This window comes from Providencia sp. PROV269, from assembly GCF_028477785.1.
In the GTDB taxonomy this organism is placed as follows: Bacteria; Pseudomonadota; Gammaproteobacteria; order Enterobacterales; family Enterobacteriaceae; genus Providencia; species Providencia rettgeri.
The window spans coordinates 169343-193561 of the sequence record NZ_JAMPLV010000005.1; the positions used below are offsets into that span (position 1 = coordinate 169343).

General features: G+C 41.1%; 19 protein-coding genes. 3 read left to right on the forward strand and 16 right to left on the reverse strand.

Annotated features, from left to right (window positions below):
- Nucleotides 1–72: 72 nt before the first annotated feature.
- The 10 genes from PR683_RS08775 to PR683_RS08820 all read right to left on the reverse strand — a co-directional run bounded on the left by PR683_RS08775 (nucleotide 73) and on the right by PR683_RS08820 (nucleotide 10984).
- A complete protein-coding gene (locus PR683_RS08775; protein WP_272581749.1) occupies nucleotides 73–1575 on the reverse strand; it encodes a xylulokinase in 1503 nt (500 codons plus the stop codon).
- Nucleotides 1576–1595: 20 nt separating this feature from the next.
- Nucleotides 1596–2636, reverse strand: coding sequence for a zinc-dependent dehydrogenase (locus PR683_RS08780; protein WP_272571178.1), 1041 nt, complete (start codon nucleotides 2634–2636; stop codon nucleotides 1596–1598).
- Nucleotides 2637–2672: 36 nt separating this feature from the next.
- A complete protein-coding gene (locus PR683_RS08785; protein ID WP_196718271.1) occupies nucleotides 2673–3482 on the reverse strand; it encodes a class I fructose-bisphosphate aldolase in 810 nt (269 codons plus the stop codon).
- A gap of 30 nt (nucleotides 3483–3512) precedes the next feature.
- Complete coding sequence (locus tag PR683_RS08790) at nucleotides 3513–4472, reverse strand: D-2-hydroxyacid dehydrogenase (protein WP_117162595.1); 960 nt, start codon at nucleotides 4470–4472, stop codon at nucleotides 3513–3515.
- Nucleotides 4473–4716: 244 nt separating this feature from the next.
- Nucleotides 4717–5970, reverse strand: a complete 1254-nt coding sequence (locus PR683_RS08795; RefSeq protein WP_272571176.1) for an amino acid deaminase — start codon at nucleotides 5968–5970, stop codon at nucleotides 4717–4719.
- Between the two features lie 21 nt (nucleotides 5971–5991).
- Entirely contained in the window at nucleotides 5992–7443 is a 1452-nt protein-coding gene (locus PR683_RS08800) for a sodium:solute symporter family protein (RefSeq protein WP_004907804.1), read from the reverse strand.
- A gap of 24 nt (nucleotides 7444–7467) precedes the next feature.
- Nucleotides 7468–7860, reverse strand: a complete 393-nt coding sequence (locus tag PR683_RS08805; RefSeq protein WP_004259329.1) for a RidA family protein — start codon at nucleotides 7858–7860, stop codon at nucleotides 7468–7470.
- Between the two features lie 13 nt (nucleotides 7861–7873).
- Nucleotides 7874–9310, reverse strand: coding sequence for an N-acyl-D-amino-acid deacylase family protein (locus PR683_RS08810; protein WP_109912748.1), 1437 nt, complete (start codon nucleotides 9308–9310; stop codon nucleotides 7874–7876).
- Between the two features lie 18 nt (nucleotides 9311–9328).
- Complete coding sequence (locus PR683_RS08815) at nucleotides 9329–9955, reverse strand: 2-dehydro-3-deoxy-6-phosphogalactonate aldolase (RefSeq protein WP_115168032.1); 627 nt, start codon at nucleotides 9953–9955, stop codon at nucleotides 9329–9331.
- A 33-nt stretch (nucleotides 9956–9988) separates the two neighbouring features.
- Nucleotides 9989–10984: a 2-dehydro-3-deoxygalactonokinase gene (locus tag PR683_RS08820; protein ID WP_162617356.1), complete on the reverse strand. Its 996-nt coding sequence runs from the start codon at nucleotides 10982–10984 to the stop codon at nucleotides 9989–9991.
- 245 nt (nucleotides 10985–11229) lie between these two features.
- Here PR683_RS08820 and PR683_RS08825 point away from each other — a divergent pair, with 245 nt between their 5' ends.
- Complete coding sequence (locus PR683_RS08825; RefSeq protein ID WP_226538021.1) at nucleotides 11230–12012, forward strand: IclR family transcriptional regulator; 783 nt, start codon at nucleotides 11230–11232, stop codon at nucleotides 12010–12012.
- A 115-nt stretch (nucleotides 12013–12127) separates the two neighbouring features.
- On the opposite strand, the gene narI is transcribed toward PR683_RS08825, so the two are convergent.
- The 5 genes from narI to PR683_RS08850 form a co-directional block, all read right to left on the reverse strand.
- A complete protein-coding gene (gene narI / locus PR683_RS08830) occupies nucleotides 12128–12805 on the reverse strand; it encodes a respiratory nitrate reductase subunit gamma (RefSeq protein ID WP_004907792.1) in 678 nt (225 codons plus the stop codon).
- Nucleotides 12802–13527, reverse strand: a complete 726-nt coding sequence (gene narJ, locus PR683_RS08835; RefSeq protein WP_004907791.1) for a nitrate reductase molybdenum cofactor assembly chaperone — start codon at nucleotides 13525–13527, stop codon at nucleotides 12802–12804. Before narJ ends, narI begins: the two co-directional genes overlap by 4 nt.
- On the reverse strand, nucleotides 13524–15065 hold the full coding sequence (narH, locus tag PR683_RS08840) for a nitrate reductase subunit beta (RefSeq protein WP_109912751.1): 1542 nt from the start codon (nucleotides 15063–15065) through the stop codon (nucleotides 13524–13526). Before narH ends, narJ begins: the two co-directional genes overlap by 4 nt.
- A complete protein-coding gene (locus tag PR683_RS08845; RefSeq protein WP_267751102.1) occupies nucleotides 15065–18826 on the reverse strand; it encodes a nitrate reductase subunit alpha in 3762 nt (1253 codons plus the stop codon). Before PR683_RS08845 ends, narH begins: the two co-directional genes overlap by 1 nt.
- Before the next feature lie 67 nt (nucleotides 18827–18893).
- Nucleotides 18894–20294, reverse strand: a complete 1401-nt coding sequence (locus tag PR683_RS08850; RefSeq protein WP_102138107.1) for a NarK family nitrate/nitrite MFS transporter — start codon at nucleotides 20292–20294, stop codon at nucleotides 18894–18896.
- Nucleotides 20295–20625: 331 nt separating this feature from the next.
- Between PR683_RS08850 and narX the strand changes: the two genes are divergently transcribed.
- Both narX and narL read left to right on the forward strand, forming a co-directional pair.
- On the forward strand, nucleotides 20626–22368 hold the full coding sequence (gene narX, locus PR683_RS08855; protein ID WP_102138108.1) for a nitrate/nitrite two-component system sensor histidine kinase NarX: 1743 nt from the start codon (nucleotides 20626–20628) through the stop codon (nucleotides 22366–22368).
- Nucleotides 22369–22389: 21 nt separating this feature from the next.
- Nucleotides 22390–23046: a two-component system response regulator NarL gene (gene narL, locus PR683_RS08860; RefSeq protein WP_004907776.1), complete on the forward strand. Its 657-nt coding sequence runs from the start codon at nucleotides 22390–22392 to the stop codon at nucleotides 23044–23046.
- A 12-nt stretch (nucleotides 23047–23058) separates the two neighbouring features.
- On the opposite strand, the gene PR683_RS08865 is transcribed toward narL, so the two are convergent.
- Nucleotides 23059–24213, reverse strand: a complete 1155-nt coding sequence (locus tag PR683_RS08865) for a CdaR family transcriptional regulator (protein WP_004907773.1) — start codon at nucleotides 24211–24213, stop codon at nucleotides 23059–23061.
- Nucleotides 24214–24219: the final 6 nt, after the last annotated feature.

Genomic DNA, 24219 nt, shown 5'->3' on the forward strand with positions numbered 1-24219 from the left:
AAACGATCCCTGCTAATTCATTAAAATTAACATTTAGGAACGTTATTTAATTTAAACTTACTTCAACTAATTTTATTTACTCGACAAGCTATGCATTGTTTCTTTTAATAAAGGATACAGCCCATTGTAAATATTAAACTGCTTGTTATAAGTATCTTGTGTTTTTTTATCTTGATTTGGTGTGAATGTGATATCTTCTGTTTTTATAATCGGTAAATCAGGGTCATTAATGCCACAGAAAAAACCGGCTCCTGTCGCACCAACCATTGCCGCGCCAAAAGCCGCTGCATCTGCTGTTTGGGCAATATTATATTCAACCTGAAGAATATCCGCTTTAATTTGAGTCCATAACGTATTACGTGATCCTCCCCCTACGCTGAGTAATTCATCTAATATCACTCCCCATTTTTCATTAGCAATATTCAAAATCTGTTTTAAACCATATGCTGTACCTTCAAATGCCGCCCTGACCATATCATCGCGAGTATGATTTAGCCGTAAGCCTATCCATGCTCCCGATGCATTAACATCCCAAATAGGACTACGTTCTCCAGCTAAATAAGGCAGATAAATTAAGCCATTAGCACCAGGTACTGATGATTTTGAAAATATCTCCAACTGTTCATGGTCATTAACTTCCGGCCAAACCGCCTGGTTTAGCCAACTGAATGTCCCCCCAGTTGTCGACATCGCTCCATGGGCCAACCATTGATTGGGAACGATGTGATATCGGTTCATAAAACGAGGATCAAAGTTCGGCTCTTCTAAGCAAAACGTAATGACTCCTGATGTTCCTGTTGATTCAAAAGCTGTTTCAAGGTCAAGTAACCCAACGGCAAATGCAGCAGCAGCAGTATCTGCCGACCCTAAAATAATTGGCGTATTTTCTTTCAACCCCGTTTCTTGAGCGGCTTCTTTACTCACCTTACCAACCACAGAAGTGCACTGGTAAATTGGCGGTAAAATATCGTGATTAAACTTCCAATACCTTAATAGTTCTTTTGACCACTTAGGTGCTTTAGACAAAACGACTGCGCCAGAATACGCGGCTTGGGTCGGGTCAATGGCGGCTTTTTGACTTCCTAACTTTAAAGATAAAAAGCTATTAAGTAGAACGACCTTATGAACTTTTTGCATTAATTCCGGCTGTTGTTCTTGTAGCCATCCTAACGTTCCCACCCAACATGCAGACGGACTTGGACTATTACAAGAAAGTGCCCGAACATGCGTTATATTTTCCCCGAGTGTTTGCTGTATGAAACCTTCGGAACGCCCATCAAGATAAGTAATCCCATTTGCAACAGGCTTATGATGTTTATCCAATAAAACCAGCGTTGGGCAAGCAACAGAAAAACTCACAGATACGATATTCTTTACTTGAGAAGTCACTTCTTTAACTGCATCTGCGGTCTTTTTCCAAAAGTCATTTAAGTCAATTTCATGATTTTTGGGAGATTTGGAAATAATATTGGTATCACGTGAAGCCTTTGCCAATAATTCTCCATGGAAATTAAATGCACAAACTTTCACGCTACTGCTACCTGCATCAATTCCCAAATAGACACTGTCCATCATGCTGCCTCCAACGCCTGCTTTTAATTGTTATGTATAATAATTTTAATCGCGTCACCTTTTTGAGCGGTTGCCATGGCCTCGTTGATCTCATCTAAAGCAAATCGGTGAGTCACTAATTTCTCGATATCAATTAAGCCCGAAGAAATCAGTGTCAAGGCTTGCTGGTAGCCTTCTCGACTTAACGCACTGGCTCCTGTAAGAATAAGCTCGTTGTAGTGAATAATATTGACATCAATTTGCGCCATATCATCCTTTGAAAAGCCGGCAAACAAGTTAACTCGTCCTCCTTTTCTAGCGAGTTCCAATGCGGGATTAACTAATCCAGGAATGCCAATAGCAATAATCACCACATCTGCGCCCACCCCTTCCGTCAAGCCTTTTACTACATCCAGTAAGTTTTCTTGCTGGCTATTGATGACACGTGTGGCACCGCAATTTAACGCAGCCTGTTGGCGTTGTTCATTGAGTTCACTAACAATAATATTTTTCGCACCTGAGAAACGCGCAAGTTGCACATGCATTAACCCGATAGGCCCCGCACCAATAATGACCACCGTATCACCAAGCTCAATACCCACATTTTTTTGTCCATTGATACAGCAAGCTAACGGCTCAGCTAATGCTGCGGCTTCAAAAGACATCCCTTTCGGTATCTTAAAGACATTACCCGATGACAAAGCAACCTCTGGTATTCGAACATATTCCGCAAAAGCGCCATCAAATTCATAACCGATTGCTTGGCGGTTTAAACAGACATTTTCTTTACCGATACGACAATAAACACAAGAACGGCATGGCACGACAGGGTCAACAGCGATTGCGTCCCCGACGTTTAGGTCAGTCACATTTTCACCGACTTCGACAATTTCCCCTGAAAATTCATGCCCTATTACAGAAGGGTAACGCACGCCTTTGGTTTTTTTACCGGAAATAATCCGTCCGTCAGTTCCACAAATCGCGGCTGCCTTGACTTTAATAACCACATCGCCTTTACCAACTTGTGGATATTTAACGTCTGCCACTCTAAGTTCATTAGGCGCATACAATACCGCTGCTTTCATTTTTTCCTCCCCATGCATGACAGCTATGACCGTTGGTTATTTGCCACCCGCTTGCTTATATTCCGCGATAGCTTGGTCAACCGAACAATCATCATTGATTAATGCATTCAGAGCCTTAATGACTGCTGTTGGGTTTTCGTGCTGCCATACAAAGCGCCCGTATGTCACACCACCAACACCAATATCTAATGCTTTACGTGTATTTGTTAGGAAGCTAACAAGATCGCTCCCCATATCACCACCAGCTAAAGCAACCATAGCTGGGCAACTATCAACGACAGATTTAAATGTCTCAGGGGAACCAGACCAGAGTGTTTTGATGATATCGACACCTAGCTCAGCGCCTGCGCGAACACAGTAAGCGAGATTTTTCGCATCAAAACTGTCTTCAATCATTGGGCCTTTTGGATAAATGTGTGCGACTAAAGGCAGTCCTGCGGAAGCAGCGGCTTTCGATACTTGGCCTAAAAATGTCAATTGCTGTGCCTGTTCTGGCCCGCCCATAATACAGCCGACTGAAATTGCGTCTGCTCCTAAACGAATGGCTTCTTCAACGTCAGCAACGGGTGTGTCATAAGCTTCATGGTAAGGTATGGAGTAACTTGTCGCTTTCATGATGATAGAAACATCGGAAGCAACATATGGAGGATAAACTTTTTCAATAATACCTTTATGCATCGTAATAGCATCAGGTGCACCCGCAACAACCTGTTTCATGACGGATTTAATATCACCAATTCCCGGTAATACACCACGTGTAATCGGATGATCCATGGTAATTGCAAGAAGACGGCTAGATTTTTTATTTAATAATCTTTTTAAACGGATTTCTTTTCCTAAAAACATATTGATGACCTCTTTAAATCAATGAGTGAATTAATTAACTAAATTTTGAGGATGGCCAGATAAAAAGGCTTCGATATTGTCCATCATCATGTCTGATAAGGTTTGTATGGCTTCAAAACTAGCCCATGAGATATGAGGAGTAAGAATAAAATTTGATAACTGAGTTAACTTCATCATATAACTTTCTTTTTCAGGTGGTTCTGAAATACAAACATCAAACCCAGCACCTAATATTTTATTATTTATTAGAGCGCCATATAATGCTTCTTCATTAACGATCCCACCTCGTGCAGTATTAATTAAAATACAAGACGGTTTCATCTGTTCGAATTCTGGAAAGCTAATTAAATCCTTGGTGGATTTGAGTAATGGACAATGAATAGAAATAATATCGCTTTTCGCAATAACATCTTCAAAAGGTGTATATAGTGGGCCCATATTATTCGTGCCCTTGTATGTGGAAAATAACACCTTCATACCAAAAACTTTTGCGATATCAGCAACTGCCTTACCTAAGACACCATCACCAATAATACCAAGCGTCGAGCCAGCTAAGTTATTAATTTTATAATCAAAATAACAAAATTGACCTGATTCTTGCCAGCGACCATTTCGTACTGATTGTGCATAGGCTAATAAGCTACGACGTAAGGCTAAAATCAAGGTAAACGTATGCTCAGGAACTGTATTTATTGCATAATTCCTGATATTAGAAACTAATATATTACGCTCATTGCAAGCACCAATATCAATCACATCCGTTCCTGTTGCAGCGACAGAAATAAATTTAAGTCTCTTTGCAGCTTCAATAACTTTTTTAGTTATTCTTACTTTATTGGTAATAATAATGTCTGCATTTTTTACTCGCTCAATAATTTCATCTTCCGATGTTTTCCCATACAGTTCTAAACTATATTCTTTATTTATTTTCTTAATATTTATTCCTTCGGGGAAAGTTTCATGATCGAGAAACACGATTTTAACTGTCATTTTTATTACCACCCAATTAACCAACAAAATGAATATCAATTAGACTTTTTGATTTAATAAAATTATATAATTCACTTATCAGGAAGGCATTGTAAGAATGACTAGTTTTCAATGTTAAAAATTGAATATAATTGTGCAAATGCACAATTTGTTATGAATTCGATCACAAGAATGTGATGAATAAAAAAATCGGCCACTTAAAACAGGTGACCGATTTAAAATAAAGTGAGTTAATAACTCAACATTAGAAAAAGGTTGGCATTTCCTCTATAACATCATATTTATCATCAACAAGATAAATCACTTTCCATTTATCAAATGTAATACAGGGATGAGATGTCCCAAATGCCAGTATATCACCAACTTGGAAATCACAATTTTCATCAAAAGATAAAATGGCATGTTGGTCCATTAAACCAACTGTTTTCGCACTATTAGTTTGAAAATAGACAGGCTTCCCCTCTCGGTATTGCATTAGAGGCTGAGGCAAACCTGCATCAAAGGCGACATCTCTTTTGCCAAAATTAACAATCGCTCGTCCCCTCTCAGGTACTGACTGAATTAATGCCACAATTTCCATCGCTGGCATCAAATCGCCATCTAACTGGCAGGCCATACTATCTCTAACTTTCAATGCTTTCTGAGCTTCATCATAAATACCGTGGTCATGTGTAATATAACATCCAGGGCGGATCACAAACCGAATAGGTTTAGAAAGATGAAACTCTGCCATTTTTTTACTGACCAGATCATACCAAACTGAACCTGCCCCAGTTATTAATAGCTCCCCTGAATAACGTGCAAATACACCTAAGTTATCCAGTTTTTGACTGGTGGTTAACACTCGCTGTAAAAATTGCTGTATCTCTTCAATATCCTTTTGAGCATCATCACTATGAATAACGCCTTCATAGAATTCAATGCCAGCAATCATTAAAGAAGGGAGTTTGGTTAACTCATTTGCCAATATGATGGCTTCTTCTTCACTTCGACATCCACAGCGTCCACCATTAACCCCTAACTCAATCAGCACATTTATGGCTAAATCTAACGATGAAAAAATAGCCGCCAGCTGTTTTGCATGAATCACGCTATCAACACAACAATAAATATTGGCTTGATTTAATTGCACTAACTCTGCAAGTAATCGAATATTGGTTTTACCCACGACTTGATTCGCAATAATGATATTCTGAACACCTGACTCCACTGCCACCTTGGCTTGATAAGCTGTTCCTACACTTAGCCCCCATGCACCTTGAGCAATTTGTCGTTTAAAAATGGCAGGCGTCATGGTGGTTTTACCATGTGGAGACAACGAAACATTCGCCACATTCGAATAATGCTGCATCCATGCAATATTATTTTCCAGCTCATTACGCTTCACTACCACCGCAGGCAAACACACATCCTCATGTAGAATGTTTACCGAAATACCTTCCTGATTTAATGTGGCTGATTTATGCCCTACGCCTGCTAACACATTCAGTTTCGTCATTTTTTTCCCTCAACTTGCTGGTTACTGGCTTTTGGCTGTGTTTTCTCTCTCGTGAGTAATATTTTCTAGTACTTCTTCACGACTGAGTTTATTTTTTGGTGTTATCAATGTCACAACAACCGCGCAGACCAAACTGATGGCTAATGCAGGGATTACTGGGTTGCCTAATTTTGCAGACCACTCTGGCGTCAAGATAATCGTTAATGATGTTGAACTCCCCGCAACCAATGCAGCAATACAGCCTTGCCAGTTAAAACGATGCCAGAATTTACCCAATAACACGGTTACACACAGGCCTGACATAATCATTGATATCATTTTGGTAATGTAGCCGATAATGTCATTCGAAGTTAATGCAAAGACAAGTGCTAACAAGATGACGCCAAGTAAGAAGATACGAGATAAATTGATCGCTTTCTCAGGTGGAGGCATCCTACCTGTTACCATCGTATAGATATCACGTAGGATAATAGAAACACCCGCGATAGCATCTGAGCTGCCTGATGACATATTGGCAGACATACCTGCAATCAATACCACCATCGCTAACACGTGCGGTAAAGCATTAGTTGCATATAAGAAAGCAAAGCTGCTGTTTTCTAAATTCGGCTCCATCACATGCGTTGCCATCCCGATAATCGCAGGTAGGAACGAAAACCCCATATACAGTAACCCTGTAATAATAAAGGACTGGCGGATAGCTTTAGTTGATGCTGCTGAATAAATACGTTGGCGATATGACGGTGTCGCTAATACACCAATGCCAATGACCACAGCCAATGATATCGCAGGTAAAACGCCTAATTTACCAATACCGAATAAAGTAAAGGCGTCAGGGTCTGTACTCTTAACAACAACATCCCAACCACCAACATAGCTTACCGAAGCAACCGCTAGAATGATAAACCCGAGGAATAAAACAATTGATTGCAGTGTATCAATCCATGAAACCGCTTTATAGCCACCAATCCCCACGTAAAAAACAAAGCCAACTGCGATAATGATCTTCGCAACAGTAATATCAATATCTGCCGCCCATGCTAGGTATAAACCGCCGCCAAGAATATGAGCGCCCAGCCAGCCTATCGATGCTAAAAATATTAATAACGCAACCAAGTTTTTCACTAAACGGCTGCCGCCTGTGTAATAGCAGATCTCTTCACTCATGGTCATAAAGCGATAATTTCTTACTGGCGCAAATAACCAAGCCGTTAGTAAGATCCCCGTCGCTCCACCAATCCCATACAGCATTCCCGCCCAACCATTGGAATAACCAAAACTGACTGCACCAATACTTGAGCCCGTTCCCACCATCGTACCGACAGTTGAACCGAGAGTGAGTAGCATAGGGAGCTTTCTGCCCCCAAGAATGAAGTCTTCACCGGTTTTTTGATGCCTTGTGACGTACCAACCCACAAACATCATCACAAATGCATATAACAAAAACCACATTAAGAAATTATTATGTTCCATAGTAGCCTCTCATCGCCTTAGCAATTAAGATTTGAATTTGCTGTTGAAGCAGGTGATATCCACTTCAACCATACAATCGACGACAAGGTCAGCGACAAAGCACACCCGCGCAGGTGGGTTATCTGCAAAGAATTGCTGAAATACTTTATTAAAAGATTGGAAATAGCGCGCATCACTTAATACCACTTTCATATGCACAATATCTTGCGTAGCAAATCCCGCATCTTTCATAATGTTTAAACAATTCTCGATAGCCAATTTAGATTGCGCGATAATTCCGCCATCAATCACTTCCCCGTCAATCATGGGTGTTTGCCCTGAAACATACAGCCATCCGTCAGCTAACACCGCTTTAGCAAAAGGCAATGATTGCCCGCCAGTACCTTTTGAGCCTTCAATTCCGAATCTTTTAATCATTTTTATCTCTCTTTTATTTATTTCTTTCTAAGAATTTACCTGCTCTATTCCCTGTCATTTCTTTTTTGGTATAGGTCAGAACACCATTAACAAACACATATTCAATGCCATCTGCTTTTTGTTTTGGGTCTTGGAATGTGGCTGTTTCATTAATTTTTTCAGGGTCAAATACAACGATATCTGCGAAATAATTTTCTTGAATAAGGCCCCTATCCTTTAAAGAAAAACGTTGTGCTGACATGCCTGTCATTTTGTAAATCGCGGTGGTCATTGGGAAAAGCTGCTCATCACGGCTATAGTGGCTAATAACTCGAGGGAAAGTTCCCCAAAGACGAGGATGTGGATTAGGGTCACGTGGTAAGCCATCAGAACCCACCATACTGCTTGGGTGCTGTAACACACGACGCACATCGTCTTCGTGCATTTGGAAATAAATAGCTCCCGCAGGAACAATTTTTTCTGCAACTTGGAAAATATCGCTACTCCACATTGCGGCTATTTCTTTTAATGTCTTGCCCGCGACTTCAGGAAATGGTGTCGACCAAGTTACTAGAATGTCATAGTCTTCAGTAACTTGTGTGATATCTAAGTTTGATGAACCCGCACGATATGGATAACAATCGCAATTGATATCCTGCATGACTTGGTATTTTTCAATGAGAGCCAGCGTTTCTTTTGTGCGTCCCCAGTTTTTTGCCCCAGCACACTTATGGTGGGAAATTTGCACAGGAACTTTTGCATGACGACCAATATGGAAGGCTTCATGCATCGCATCAATGATACCGTCATATTCAGTTCGCATATGAGTGGTATAAATTCCCTGATGCTCTGCTAATAATTCAGCCAACTCACAAATTTCTTCGGTCGAAGAATTAATCGCGTTACCGTAAGATAAACCAGTGCTTAGCCCTAAAGCCCCTTCATCTAACGCACAGGCCAATACTTGCTTCATATGAGCGATATTGTCTGGCGTCGCGGGCTTTAATAAGTCTGTTACACAATTATTTCTTAAGGTTGTATGCCCTATTAATGTCGCGACATTAACAGTTGGCTTCACATTATTAATTTTTTGTTTATAACTGGCTAAATCAGCAAATTGAAATTCGCTTAATTCACCTAATAAATTAATTGGGTCAGGAACTTCGTCCTTTAATGTTGCACACGCTGCACTGATACCACAATTACCGACAATAATTGTCGTTACACCTTGTGATGTTTTTTCGATATATTCAGGCTTATCAATCACAATTAAATCGTCATGAGTATGCACATCAATAAATCCAGGTGATAAAATTAAACCTGAGCAATCAATTATTTTTTCAGCATCTTCACTTATATTTTTTGATATTTTAATAATCCGTTCATCTTTAACGGCAATATCACTGACAAACTCACTTTTACCACTACCATCTATTACAGTGGCATTTTTAAAAACATAATCGTATTTCATTTGAATATCTCTTTAAGATTAATTAGTTTGATTTTTAAATGCGATATATGCAGATATAAATGCTTTCGCTTTTTCTCTGGTTTTCTCTGGTGTTTGACCTATTCGATAAAGATCATTTCCCAACCCTGCACCATGGCAGCCAATACTTAGGTATTCATGCAAGTTATTCGGCGTGATACCTCCTACCGCATAAATGGCAATATTTTTTGGGATCACTGACATCAGCGATTTCACATAATTAACCCCAAAAGGCGCAGTAGGAAAGATTTTTAAATTAACAGCACCAGCGTCAATCGCGGTAAAAGCTTCTGTTGCTGTTGCACAACCTGGAAATATTTCCATCTTATTTTCAAGAGCAGTCGTGATCACAGAAACGTTAATGTTAGGTGTGACAATAATTTTAGCGTTCATTATTGCCAACTTTTCAACATTGCTTTTATTGAGCACAGTACCGGCACCGATTTTTAATTTATCGCCGTAGTTTTCAATCGCTAATGGAATACTTTTTTCCCACTCGGGAGAGTTAAGAGGAATTTCTATATAATTAAAACCTTCATCTGCAAGGATAGCGATATGTTCTAAAACTTCGTCAGGTTTTATTCCCCGTAATATTGCAATAAGCGGTATTTCATTTTTAGAATTCATAACAATCACCTAATAAAAAACCATTAATAATATTTATTTGTATTGCGTTTCTTTTAATATTGAAATTGCACCCAATCCAGAAAAAGGCTGTTCCTTTTTATCGTCTAATAGGTGTATTTCCCCAGTGAAGTAACTATCATTTTTAATTAACTCTTTAAGTGCATCCGCTAAAATAGGTTTTCCACTAATAACAATTTTTATATCGCTAGTAATATTAAGAGCTTGGCTATGTTTTATTGCGAGTAAATCTGACGCCAAAATAGCTCCCAATAAAAAACTTGAGCGTTGGTCAAGTGTCGCTTCCGTGAAAAGGTCTAGTAGCCTCACCGAAAAACAACTTCTCGCAATCCCTACTTGCAGACTAAGCTCAGCACCTTTGCGTAAATATTCTTTATCTAAACATTGAACAAATTGGTGTTCTAAAGAACTGGCTAAGATAGTCTGGTGCGTTAATGTATCGAAGATTTCCCCTGCCATCGTTGTTGCCAATGCAACCACATTATTATTTTCATCAAGACGTACAAACTTAGAATGCGAGCCGGGCAAAATGACTAAGGCAGGGCCAAGATCCGGTTGCTGTGTTAGAATGCCAAAAACTTCAACTTCTTCACCACGCATTACATCTATACTTTCAATTGAATCAAACGTCATATTTGCCACGTTATTTTTAACGCCTGGTATAAAAATAATCGGTTTTTCACTGATCTCCTTGATAACACAAGGCATTGTGGCTTTAGCAAGTTGCTGCATTGAAACCGGGGTCACTTGGTGAGGTAAGTGACACAGCCCAATTTCGGATGTAATCATGCCAGATGCAACGAGCTGATAATTTTCTCTTTCTTCAGCACTCACTCCTAACAACAGCTTATCTAGTACTATTTTTATTGATTGAATTAACAGCGTTTTATCGCCATTTTTTGCACAATCCCTAATACCAACTTCAACACTTTGTTCACGAACAACCGCGTTATTTTTCCATGCTCTAACTCGGGTATTCGTTGTCCCTGTATCAATGGTCACTATCAACATGTTTATCCCTTTAAAATAACGGAACGTCGTTCCTTTTTTAATAACATACATTAAAATATAGGAATGTCGTTCCGTTTTTATAAGAATAACGACAGCGATCACAATCAAAAAATCAAATTCAATGAAGATCAATACATTACGTACTGCATGTTTTTTCAGAGAAAAAAATTGCATCGAGGTAAAAATGGAACGACGTTTAAATAATGAGTACAATGAAAGAGCTTAGCGTGAGTGAGGAGCCTACGATGACGAAAGAAAGTCAAGCAAACTCGTCGAGTATCGACAGAGTACTGACCATACTTGAAGAGATTAGTAACCATTCTGACGGAATTTCTTTGGCCGAATTGGTCAAGAATACGGAAATTCCAAAAACCACGGCTTTTCGCGTATTAGAAACACTAAAAGAACGCCAATATGTCAGCTTAGACCATCTTACAGAACGCTATAACCTTGACTTAAAAAGCCTCGAATTAGGCATTAAAGGCTTAATGAATGTTAATTTAGTCGAAGTTTCAATCCCTTATTTAAAAACGTTGTCGAGTTCAACGTTTGAAACTTGCTTTTTAGGGGTTTATAACAGTGGCCATGTGGTCTATCTCTATAAAAGTGAAGGAACGCTATCCATTCAAACTTCCGCAAAACTGGGTGCTCGACTACCCGCTTATTGTACTGGTATAGGGAAAGCTTTATTAGCCTTCCAACCGTTAGAAGAAATTGATGCAGTACTGGATAAACCGTTAACCAAATACACTGAAAAAACAGTTATCGACCGCATGAAACTGTATGAAGTTTTGGCCGATATTCGTATAAAAGGTTTTTCTTTAGATAATGAAGAAAATGAAGAAGGGCTCACCTGTGTTGCTAGGCCGATATTTAATTATACCGGTAATGTGATCGGCGCGATTAGTGTCGCTGGGCCGACTCACAGAATGGTTTCCAAAATAGACCGTGTTAATGAAGAACTTGCCCACGTTTGCTTACTGATTTCCCGCCGCCTTGGCTATATCGAGCCAACCAGCACTAAATAAAACAAAAAACCCCATCTCATATGAGATGGGGTGCCAAAATAGCAATATTTGTTGTTTACACAAGAACAAGTTGTACAAAAGCAATGTACTGGCCCACCTCCTTGTGGAACCCAACCTAATGGCGATTTCTCACCAATTGATACCGACGAGTCAGGTATTCGATAGGTGCACTCCAAATGTGCACTAAACGGCAGAATGGGAAGAGTAAAAATATCGTCATCCCCAACACAATATGCAGTTTAAAAACGATGCCAACACCTTCAAGGTAATTGGATGCCCCCCAATGGAATGTCACAATAGACTGCGCCCATCCCACTAATTTCAGCATTTCGCTGCCATCCATATGTTGTGCTGAGAATGGAATGGTAAGTAATCCTAAGCAAACTTGCACCACCAGCAAGGTTAAAATCATGATGTCACCGAAGGATGAAGTTGCCCTCACTCGTGGGTTTGTTAGGCGGCGCTTCAATAGCATCGCACCACCAATTAACATCATCACACCTGCTGCGCCCCCACCAATCATTGCCATTAACTGCTTAATATGCATTGGCAAGAAAGATTCATACATCCAGTGAGGCGTTAGCATGCCTAAAAAGTGGCCGACAAAAATCCCAATAATCCCCAAATGAAATAAGTTTGATGCCAAACGCATATTCTTTTTATCCAACATTTGGCTGGAACCCGCTCGCCACGTGTATTGCCCATAATCGTAACGTAACCAACTACCGACAATAAATACCGTCCCAGCGATATAGGGGTAAATATCGAAGAAAAATTGATTGATAAAATTCATTTTTGAACTCCTACATGGCTGCTGCCCACACTGAGATCCAAATACTGTGGTACCACCGCATTGGCGAAGCGATGTTGATGTGCCGCCACTTCGCTACCACATGTTTTTTCATCGGCAAAAAATTTCACTTGCTCCTCTTCCCAAACCGCATCTAATGCCTCTGGGGTGTCATCCCGTACTTCGGTTGCCACTTGTTTGCTTAATTGCTCCGCCGCAATATCGCTATGAGAAAGCTCAAGTAAAAAATCAAATAAAACAGAGAAACGGCTTTCTCGCTGTTTCAGCCTTTCCCCTAACAACGCTAAAATTGGCGCAATATCCTGCAACCCCTCGATAGTTTCATTGGTCGGTAATACCGTTAGATATTCCAAATAAATGGGCAAATGGTCAGGTAATTCACGGCAATCAATTTGCAAACCGTGTTGCTGATATTGAGCCATTAAATCCACCATCGCTTGTCCTCGGTCTCGGGACTCACCGTGCACATGCTCAAATAGCAATAATGATGTTGCGCGGCCTCTATCAAACAGCTCACAATATTGCGCCTGCATATCAAGTAAGTCTTCGTTAAGATACTCGCGCACAAACACCATCAATTGAACAGCCCGTGTGACAGGCAGCTCATCAGCCTGTTCTAGTGCTTCAATGAGCTCATCGCGATGTAACCAAAGCGCTTCCGAAGGGTATTCCAATAACCGAGAAATCACTTTTAGTGTCATCATAGTGCTTTCTCCTGATTATTTTTTGGTGTGATATCAATGGCATCAATTCGCCTGCTATTAAATAAATTCGCTTTGCTATCGCTGCCATGGCAACCATCACCAAAACTAAAGCCACAAGCTTTGGCTTCAGGGAACGCTTCGCGTGCCAATTCTCGATGGCTGGATGGAATGACAAAACGGTCTTCATAGTTAGCAATGGCTAAATAGCGGTACATTTCTTGTGCCTGAGCTTGTGTTAAGCCAACTTGTTCTAACGCGCTGGTATCACATTGGTTTTCCACGGTTTCTGCCCGTTTGAAATGGCGCATCGCTAACATACGTTTTAACGCCAATAACACCGGCTCGGTATCCCCCGCCGTTAACAAATTCGCAAGGTATTGCACTGGAATACGTAAGCTTTCTACATCCGGCAATACACCGTTATTGGCTAAGAGCCCTGAATCTGCCACTGACTGGATCGGTGACAAAGGTGGCACATACCACACCATTGGTAACGTGCGATATTCAGGATGCAGTGGCAGAGCTAAGCGCCATTCCATCGCCATTTTGTACACTGGGGATTTCTGTGCCGCATCAATCACACTTAATGGGATCCCTTGTTTTTGCGCTTCTTCAATCACTTTTGGATCATGAGGATCAAGGAAAACATCAAGTTGGCTCTGGTAAAGGTCAGTTTCCTTTTCTACACTGGCCGCTGACTCAATTTTGTCCGCGTCATACAGCAATACCCCTAAATAACGGATACGACCAACACAGGTTTCAGAGCAGACCGTTGGCATGCCTGACTCAATACGTGGATAACAGAAAATGCATTTTTCTGATTTACCACTTTTCCAATTGAAATAGATTTTTTTATACGGGCAACCGGTTAAGCACATACGCCAGCCGCGGCATTTATCTTGGTCAATCAACACAATACCGTCTTCTGAGCGCTTATAAATTGCCCCACTTGGGCAGGTCGCGACACACGCTGGGTTTAAACAATGTTCACAAAGGCGTGGTAAATACATCATGAATGTATTTTCAAACTGCCCATACATCTCTTTTTGAATATGTTCAAAGTTTTTATCTTGGGCTCGCTTGGCGAATTCACCACCTAAATCATCTTCCCAGTTTGGTCCCATTTTGACATTACTCATTCGCTCACCCGTAATTAATGAACGAGGACGTGCTGTCGGTACGTGCTTGCCTTCTTTGGCATTTTTTAAATGGCCGTAGTCATAATTAAACGGCTCATAATAATCATCCAAGGCAGGTACATCTGGGTTAGCGAAGATTTTCGATAAAACACCCACTTTGTTTCCCATCCGTGGAACCAATTTCCCCTTAATGGTGCGGATCCAGCCGCCTTTCCATTTCTCTTGGTCTTCCCAATTTTGGGGATAACCAATACCCGGTTTGGTTTCGACGTTATTAAACCATGCGTATTCTACACCTTCGCGGCTAGTCCACACGTTTTTACAGGTCACTGAACAAGTGTGACAACCAATACATTTATCAAGGTTTAGCACCATGCCGACTTGAGAACGAATTTTCATTATGCTTTCTCCTTTCCGCTCAAGGTCTGCTGGTAGGCATCACCTTCACCATCCAGCCAGTCAACCTGTTTCATTTTGCGAACAACCACAAATTCATCACGATTAGAACCTACTGTTCCGTAATAATTGAAGCTATAGGCAAGGTGCGCATAGCCACCGATCATATGGGTCGGTTTCGGGCAAACACGCGTGACCGAGTTATGAATTCCGCCACGTTGAGCCGTAATTTCAGAGCCGGGTAAGTTGATCAGCCGTTCTTGGGCGTGGTACATCATGATCATGCCATCAGGAATACGTTGGCTAACGATCGCTTTGGCGGTTAATGCCCCATTACTGTTAAAAGCTTCAACCCAATCGTTATCTTCAACACCCAGTTCACGAGCATCTTCTTCGCTAAGCCAAACAACTGGACCACCGCGGCCTAACGTCAACATTAATAAGTTGTCGCTGTAAGTAGAGTGGATCCCCCATTTTTGGTGCGGTGTTAAAAAGTTCAGTGCTTTTTCAGGAAATCCATTCGATTTTTTCCCCATAAGAGGCTGAGCCGCTCGAGTGTCAATCGGTGGGCGATACACCACAAGGCTTTCCCCAAAGGCGCGCATCCATTCGTGATCTTGATACAATTGCTGACGACCACTGAGCGTCCGCCATGGGATCATTTCATGTACGTTGGTATAACAGGCGTTGTAGGAAACATGTTCATCTTCCAGCCCTGACCATGTAGGGCTCGATATAATTTTACGCGGCTGCGCAACAATATCGCGAAAACGGATTTTTTCGTCTTCTTTATAACGAGCAAGATGAGTATGGTCGCGGCCCGTTACTTTGCTTAACGCATCCCATGCTTTTACTGCCACTTGCCCATTAGTTTCAGGCGCGAGTGTTAAAATGACTTCTGCGGCATCAATCGCTGTTTCAATTTTTGGTCGCCCTGCATTAGCCCCCTCAGGCTGAGTTTTATTGAGCTTTTTCAGGAAATCAATTTCATCTTGCGTATTCCAACTGATGCCCTTACCACCATTACCCAGTTTATCCATGAGTGGGCCAAGAGAGGTAAAACGTGCATAAGTGTTTGGGTAGTCACGCTCAACACAGATAATATGTGGCGCTGTTTTCCCTGGAATAAGCTCACACTGCCCTTTTTTCCAATCTCTAACATCAAACGGTTGTGCCATCTCGGCTGCACTATCATGTTGAATCGGCAACGTCACCACATCCGTTTCTTTGCCTAAGTGCCCAACGCTGACCTCAGAAAATGCTTTGGCAATCCCCTTATAAATTTCCCAGTCGCTTTTGGATTCCCAAGCTGGGTCGACCGCAGCTGACAATGGGTGAATAAATGGATGCATATCCGAGGTATTCATATCGTCTTTTTCATACCAAGTAGCGGTCGGTAAGATAACGTCCGAGAACAGGCAGGTGCTCGACATTCTGAAGTCGAGAGTCACCACTAAGTCAACTTTCCCTTCTGCCGCTTTATCTTGCCATTCCACTTCTTCAGGTTTGACGCCGCCTTGTTGGCCTAAGTCTTTGCCTTGAATACCATTTTCAGTACCCAATAAATATTTCAATAAATATTCATGACCTTTCCCTGCAGACCCCAATAAATTTGAACGCCAAATAAACAGGTTACGTGGGAAATTTTGAGGATCATCAGGTTGCTCTGCTGCAAAGCGAATATTCCCTTCTTTCAATTGCTTAACAGTATAGTCTGTGGGTGACATACCTGCATTTTGTGCATTCTTCGCAATATTTAATGGGTTTACATTTAATTGTGGCGCTGACGGCAGCCACCCCATGCGTTCTGCACGTACATTCATATCAACTAAACTGCCGCTAAAGGCGTGTTTATCGGCTAGAGGCGACAGCAACTCTTCTGTTCCCACCGTTTCGTAACGCCATTGGCTTGAATGGTTATAGAAAAAAGAGGTGCTATTCATATGACGAGGTGGGCGCTGCCAGTCCAAACCGAATGCTAAAGGTAACCAACCCGTTTGTGGACGTAATTTTTCCTGCCCAACATAGTGAGACCAGCCGCCGCCACTTTGCCCAACACAACCACAGAAAATCAACATATTGATAATCGCACGGTAAGTCATGTCCATGTGGTACCAGTGGTTAATCCCTGCCCCGACAATCACCATCGCACGACCGTGAGTTTTCTCTGCGGTATCCGCAAATTCACGGGCGATACGAATGATATTTTGGCGGCTAACCCCAGTGACTTTTTCTGCCCACGCCGGTGAATACGCTTTCATATCATCGTAATCAACCGCACAGTTTTCATCACCAAAACCACGGTCAATGCCGTAGTTAGCAAGCATCAAATCATACACACTAGTAACCAGTGACTCGCTGCCATCGGCAAGCTGAATACGTTTCGCAGGTAATTTATGCAGTAAGACGTCTTTCAGTTCAACGCTTTGAAAATGCTCACTTTCTAAACCACCAAAGTATGGGAAGCCAACCTCAACAAATTCATCATGGCTATCTGCCAAGCTGAGTTTCATTTTTATGTCATGTGCATCTTGTCCCGCACGCGGCTCTAAATTCCATTTTTGACCGCCATCCCAACGGAACCCCATTGAACCTTGTGGAGCACATAATTCGCCCGTCTCTTCATCAATCGCGATGGTTTTCCATTCGGCATTTTTCTCTTCGCCTAAAGAATCAACGAGATCCGAAGCACGCAGCATACGCCCAGCAACATAGGCACCATTTTCGTGCTTATCGAGCATCACCAACATAGGCATATCGGTGTAAGTTCGCACATATTCACGGAAGTATTCTGCTTCACGTTTTACATGGAACTCATTGAGGATCACATGCCCCATCGCCATTGCCATGGCGCTATCTGTTCCTTGTTTCGGGTTCAACCAATGGTCACATAATTTGGCAATTTCCGCGTAATCCGGCGTCACCGCGACTGTTTTAGTCCCTTTGTAGCGGACTTCTGCAAAGAAGTGAGCATCTGGCGTACGGGTTTGCGGAACGTTAGAACCCCAAGCAATAATGTAGGATGAGTTGTACCAATCCGCTGATTCAGGTACATCAGTCTGTTCGCCCCAAGTCATTGGGGATGCGGGTGGCAAGTCACAATACCAATCGTAGAAGCTCAGACAAGCTCCACCGATAAGGGATAAATAACGGGCGCCTGAGGCATAGGAAACCATCGACATCGCAGGAATTGGTGAAAAGCCAACAATGCGGTCAGGACCAAATTCTTTAATCGTCGCGACGTTTGCCGCTGCAATCAGTTCATTCACTTCTTGCCAGCTTGAACGAACAAAACCACCACGGCCACGAGCTTGTTTATAGCTTTGTGCCTTTTGCGGATCATTGATAATAGATAGCCACGCTGCAACAGGGTCTTGATGCTCTGCTTTTGCTTCACGCCACAATTTAAGTAAGCGCTTACGCATCATTGGGTATTTAACACGGTTTGCGCTATATAAATACCAAGAGTAGCTCGCCCCACGAGGGCATCCTCTTGGTTCATGATCAGGTAGGTCTGGGCGAGTGCGTGGGTAATCCGTCTGTTGGGTCTCCCAAGTGACTAACCCATTTTTGACATAAATTTTCCAGCTACAAGAGCCAGTACAATTAACACCATGGGTGGAACGCACGACTTTGTCATGCTGCCAACGGCTACGATAACCATCTTCCCAATCACGATTTACATTTAATTCTTGCCCGTGATCACCTGAAAAGGTCTCGCCTAACTGCTTAAAATACCGAAATCTATCTAAAAACTTGCTCATCGGATTGCCTCCAAAGAGACGGCGACCGGCGCCGTACATTGCTAAAATTGATTTTTATGACTTGTTATTATTTGTGTTTACGGCCATATACCAGCCATGTGATAAACACACAGGAAAGATAAAATACAAAAAACACTTTCATCGCATCTGCCGGTGACCCCGTCAGTGTTAGTGATGTACCGAACGCTTTTGGAATAAAGAAGCCACCTATTGCCCCAATTGCAGAAATAAACCCTAGAGCCGCAGCACTTTCTGTTACCGCCTCTTTTTGGGCTTCTTGCTCTGAAGCTCCTCTTAAGATGGCCTTGTCCATAGTTAATTTACGGAAAACGACAGCAATCATTTGGAAGGTTGAGCCACTACCTAGCCCTGCCGTTAAAAACAACACCATAAATACGCCATAAAATGCTCCAAAAGAGCCTCCTTGGCCGTTTTCTGGTAACGTAAAAAATAGCAAGCCGGAGAAAACCGCCATGACCACAAAGTTCAGTAATGTGACTTTCACACCACCAAAACGGTCAGACAACATGCCGCCGACTGGACGAGCTAGAGCTCCGAGGAAAGGGCCAAAAAAGGCAAACTTCAAAATAATGACGTCTGGGAACTGCGTTTTCGATAACATAGCAAAACCGGCAGAAAAACCGATAAATGAGCCGAATGTTGCCAGATATAACAGGCTTAATACCCATAGATGACCCCGTTTCAAAACAGGTAACTGCGCTTTAAGAGATGCCTTATTCGCCGCTAAATCATTCATGCCAAACCAAGCCATCACAGTAAAAAGCAGCAGAAATGGCACCCAAATCCAAGCGGCATTTTCTAACCACAACGTTGAGCCATCCGGCTGAGCCGCTCCAGCTCCACCCACAAAAGTAAATACGCCAACACCTACAATGAAAGGAGCCACCAATTGCATGACACTGACCCCTAAATTACCTAACCCACCATTTAGACCAAGTGCCCCGCCTTGGCGAGCTTTAGGAAAGAAGAAGCTGATGTTGGCCATACTGGACGCAAAGTTAGCGCCAGCAAAACCACAAAGTAGGGAAATAATGACAAAGACTTGATAAGGCGTGGCAGGGTTTTGAATCGCATAACCTAGCCAAATACATGGGATCACTAAAAATAGTGTACTAATCGCCGTCCAGCGACGCCCACCAAAAATAGGAATAACAAATGAATAAGGGACTCTTAATAAAGCGCCTGAAACGGAAGGTAATGCGGTTAATAAAAATAATTGGTCTGTCGTAAAATTAAAACCCACTTTATTTAAGTTAACTGCAACTGCACTAAATAACATCCATACGCAAAATGCGAGCAATAAACATGGAATAGAAATCCATAAATTACGATTTGCAATACGCTGCCCTGTTTGCTGCCAAAACCGAGTATCTTCAGGACGCCAATCCTGTATAACTCCGTTATTTGACGGTGCAACTACGTTATTAACATTATCTCGTTGAGACATAAATCACCCCGATAAATACAATTTCTGTTCGCAGTGTGTGGCGAATAGACCACCGTGAAGCTGATCTAAATCAAGAGAGACTTAAATGAAATATTCGCGTTTTTTTTCGTTAACCACTAGAGGGGTATTAGGAGTACAAGCCAATAACAAATTGAATTAAAACAAAAAAATTTATTACTCGGTAATTTTATGTATTGGAATTTAAAGCGAATATTTCAATGGGATATTAAGGAGTAATACCGAAGTGGCATATTCAATTTTATATAATAGAGAAACAATATCTACGTTATCAAAAATAATGAATAAACATGTACCGTAGAAAGGATTATTTATGTCTATTGCTTATCACCGATTTTCAATCATTAACCAAGTTATTGGTTTAATGTTATTGATTGCCGTACTCGGTATTATTGGCATGACAATCTCAAATAGTATGATCATTAGTGTGCAAGGAAATGCACATGCAATTAATAAATCAGGCTCATTGCGGATGCAAAGCTATCATTTACTTTCATTAGTACCACTCAACCAATATTCTGACGTATATGTAAGTGAACTTGAGAAAAATTTATTAAGCGATGAACTGACACAAGTCGTCGAAATAGAAGATTTAAAACCGCAATTTTCTGAGATTTATCAATATTGGGTTACAGAATTAAAACCTGCACTTAACCATGCAGTTTCGCCTAATGATGCACGGCTTGCGGTCGTTACTTTTGTTAATAAGCTTGATGCATTAGTTCGCAATATTGATGAAAAAACAGAACGAAAGATAACCTATGTAGCAATCACTCAAATGGTATTTATTAGCCTCGTTTCGTTGCTACTTATTTTTGCTATCTGCCATTTTAGAAAGAAAATTTATACACCTTGGCTTAAGTTACTTCATATGGTGAATGCGATTAGTCACCAAGATTTTAGTCAGCGCTTTCCTGCAGGCAAAAAACAAGATGAGCTAAATTCACTGGGCCAAACGTTAAATCAAATGTCGGATGAGCTTGCACAAAGTTACCATCAATTAGAATCCCGAGTTATCGAAAAAACGGCTGACCTGCAAAATAAAAATAAAGTATTACTCTATTTATACCAATCTAATCGCACCTTACATGCCATTGGGCCATTATCAGTCAGGTTAGAAAAAGTATTATCTGAGCTTAAAAGCTTAATACCGCTACAGAATATCAGCTTGAGACTATACGAAGAAAATAATGATACCTACTTTCATGAAATTCATTGCCCAGAAAACGAAGAGCACTCTCTCAAGTCACCCAAGGTAACTGAACAACTTAAAGTAATATCATGGGAGATTTCCGATAACTTACAGCGTTATGGCATGATTTTGGCTGAAATAGATATAAATCAGCCATTATCTGAAGAGCAAAATAATTTAGTGCTGATGCTAGTTAAACAAATTGCTGGAATGCTAGCGATGGAGCACCAATTAGAACAACAACAGCAGTTACTGATTATGGATGAACGCTCGGCGATTGCGAGAGAATTGCATGATTCAATCGCACAATCATTATCTTGTCTCAAAATGCAAATTAGTTATCTGCAAATGCAACCTAAAACATTGCCAACTAAGCACCAAGAACTATTAAACGAAATGCGTAATGAAATAAATTCCGCTTATAGCCAATTACGTGAACTTTTAACAACCTTCAGGCTAAAATTAACTGAACCCGGCTTATTCCCGGCTTTAGAAAGCACAATCCAAGAATTCAGTCAGCGCCTTGGTTTTCAAATTGGATTAAATTACCAAATTCCAGCAAAAAGCCTCTCCCCACATCAATCTATCCATATTATCCAGATAATCCGAGAAGCTTTAAGCAATATTCTCAAACATGCTAATGCAAACTGGTCACAAGTCTCATTAATTGAAAATAACGGATTAATCACCATGACGATAGAAGATAATGGGGAAGGGATTCAGCCTCAGCCAACAAAAAATAACCATTACGGATTGATTATTATGAGGGAGAGAGCTCTGAGCCTAAATGGGAAATATCAAATTTCGCCAAGAGTTCAAGGAGGCACTACTGTTAATGTCGAATTTCCACTGACTGTGGCTTAATTGAATTGGAGTAACTCATTAATGAAAAATGAAAATAAACTAACTGGGCAATCCACCATTTTACTGATTGATGACCACCCGATGCTACGTAACGGAGTTAAACAATTAATTAGTTTAGAACCCACATTAAAAGTAATTGGTGAAGCAGACGATGGAATAACGGGTATTAAAATTGCTGAAGAGCAAGACCCCGATTTAATCCTATTAGATCTCAATATGCCGGGTATGAATGGCTTTGAAGTACTCGATAGTTTACGTAGCCGCGAACTTTCAGGCCGTATTATCTTATTTACAGTATCCAATTACGGTGAAGACTTAATTAATGCATTAAAACGAGGTGCTGATGGCTATTTACTGAAAGACATGGAACCCGAAAAATTAATTATTGCATTAAAAGAAGCAGCAAGTGGTAAAATGGTCGTTAGCCCAACGCTCGCCTCTATTTTAGCTGAATCCTTAAGAGATAACCGAGCCTCTACAGAGCATAATTTATCGGCATTAACCCCAAGAGAAACCCATATCTTAGATTTAATCTCTCAGGGGCTATCAAATAAGATGATTGCTAATAAATTACAAATCACAGAGAGCACCGTCAAAGTCCATGTCAAACACCTACTAAAGAAACTCAATTTAAAATCACGCGTTGAAGCGGCTATTTGGGTTTTACAACAAAAGTAATGACACTGCACCTTAACTTAATGCATCAAGCCATGGCTGTTGTTTTGGGTAACGTCGACGATAGCCATGCATAGCAACAGATAATTGAATCAGATCCGTAAACCTTGTCGGGTCCAAACTGGTTTGCTTTTTAATTTGCTGTAACCGATAACTTAATGTATTTCTGTGAATGCCTAATTGCTGTGCGGTACTGCCTATTTCCCCATTTTGCGATAGGAATAACTCAAGGGTTTCAATTAAAATATCCCCCGAATCATGCAACAATATTTTATGGCAAATATCCAAAAAGAAATTAAATAGATAGCTATTTTCCAATTCATTAAAGAGGCATAAAGATGCCATTTCTTTAAATAGAAAAACTTGTTTATCGGGCACAGTTAGCCGGCCAACTTCAATGACTGAACGTGCGAAATGAACGGCATCCCTCACATGTTCCTGCGTATCTGCCTGGACACCAACACCAATATAATATTGGCTAAGCTGGCTATCTAGAATGAAATGAAGATTAGGAATAAATGATTCATTTTGATAATGAGTTGATGGAAATAGCATCAAAATTTCGCGGCTATTAAGCAATAACACATCACTTTTTTCCATGGCTGATAATTCAGTAATGATCGTATCGAGTATTTCAGGACGATACTGAATAGCTTCAATATTAATAATCACAGGAATAGTCGGTAAAGTGAATGCAAAACCAGAGTTATGCAGTTTGAGTAACGCACTGCGCCCCTGTGCTTGCGTTGTACTTTCTATAAACTGGACAAATAACATATCTCGCAAACGGTGCTGCCAGTTAATACTACGCCGCTCAATTTCTTGTTGAATTAGCAGCTCAGCCGTCAGTATGGCAAGCTCAGCATAACGCTGGATCACAACAGGGTCACCACTCACCCCAATGACTAATTCCACTTTATCTGCCACAACAATCGGATGGTTTATCCCCGGAGCTACATTCGAATAAGCTCGTGCTTCATTTTCATTGTAAATAGTGATCCGTTTGCCGCAGCGAATCACTTCCACTGCGGCTTCATGAATTTCACCAATACGCTTTTTTTCCCCTGAGGCGATAATCACGCCCTGACTATTAATCACATTGACGTTGTGATGGATAATCCCCATTGCACGCGTGACAATATCATTGGCTAATTTTTCAGTCAGTAGCATCTTACC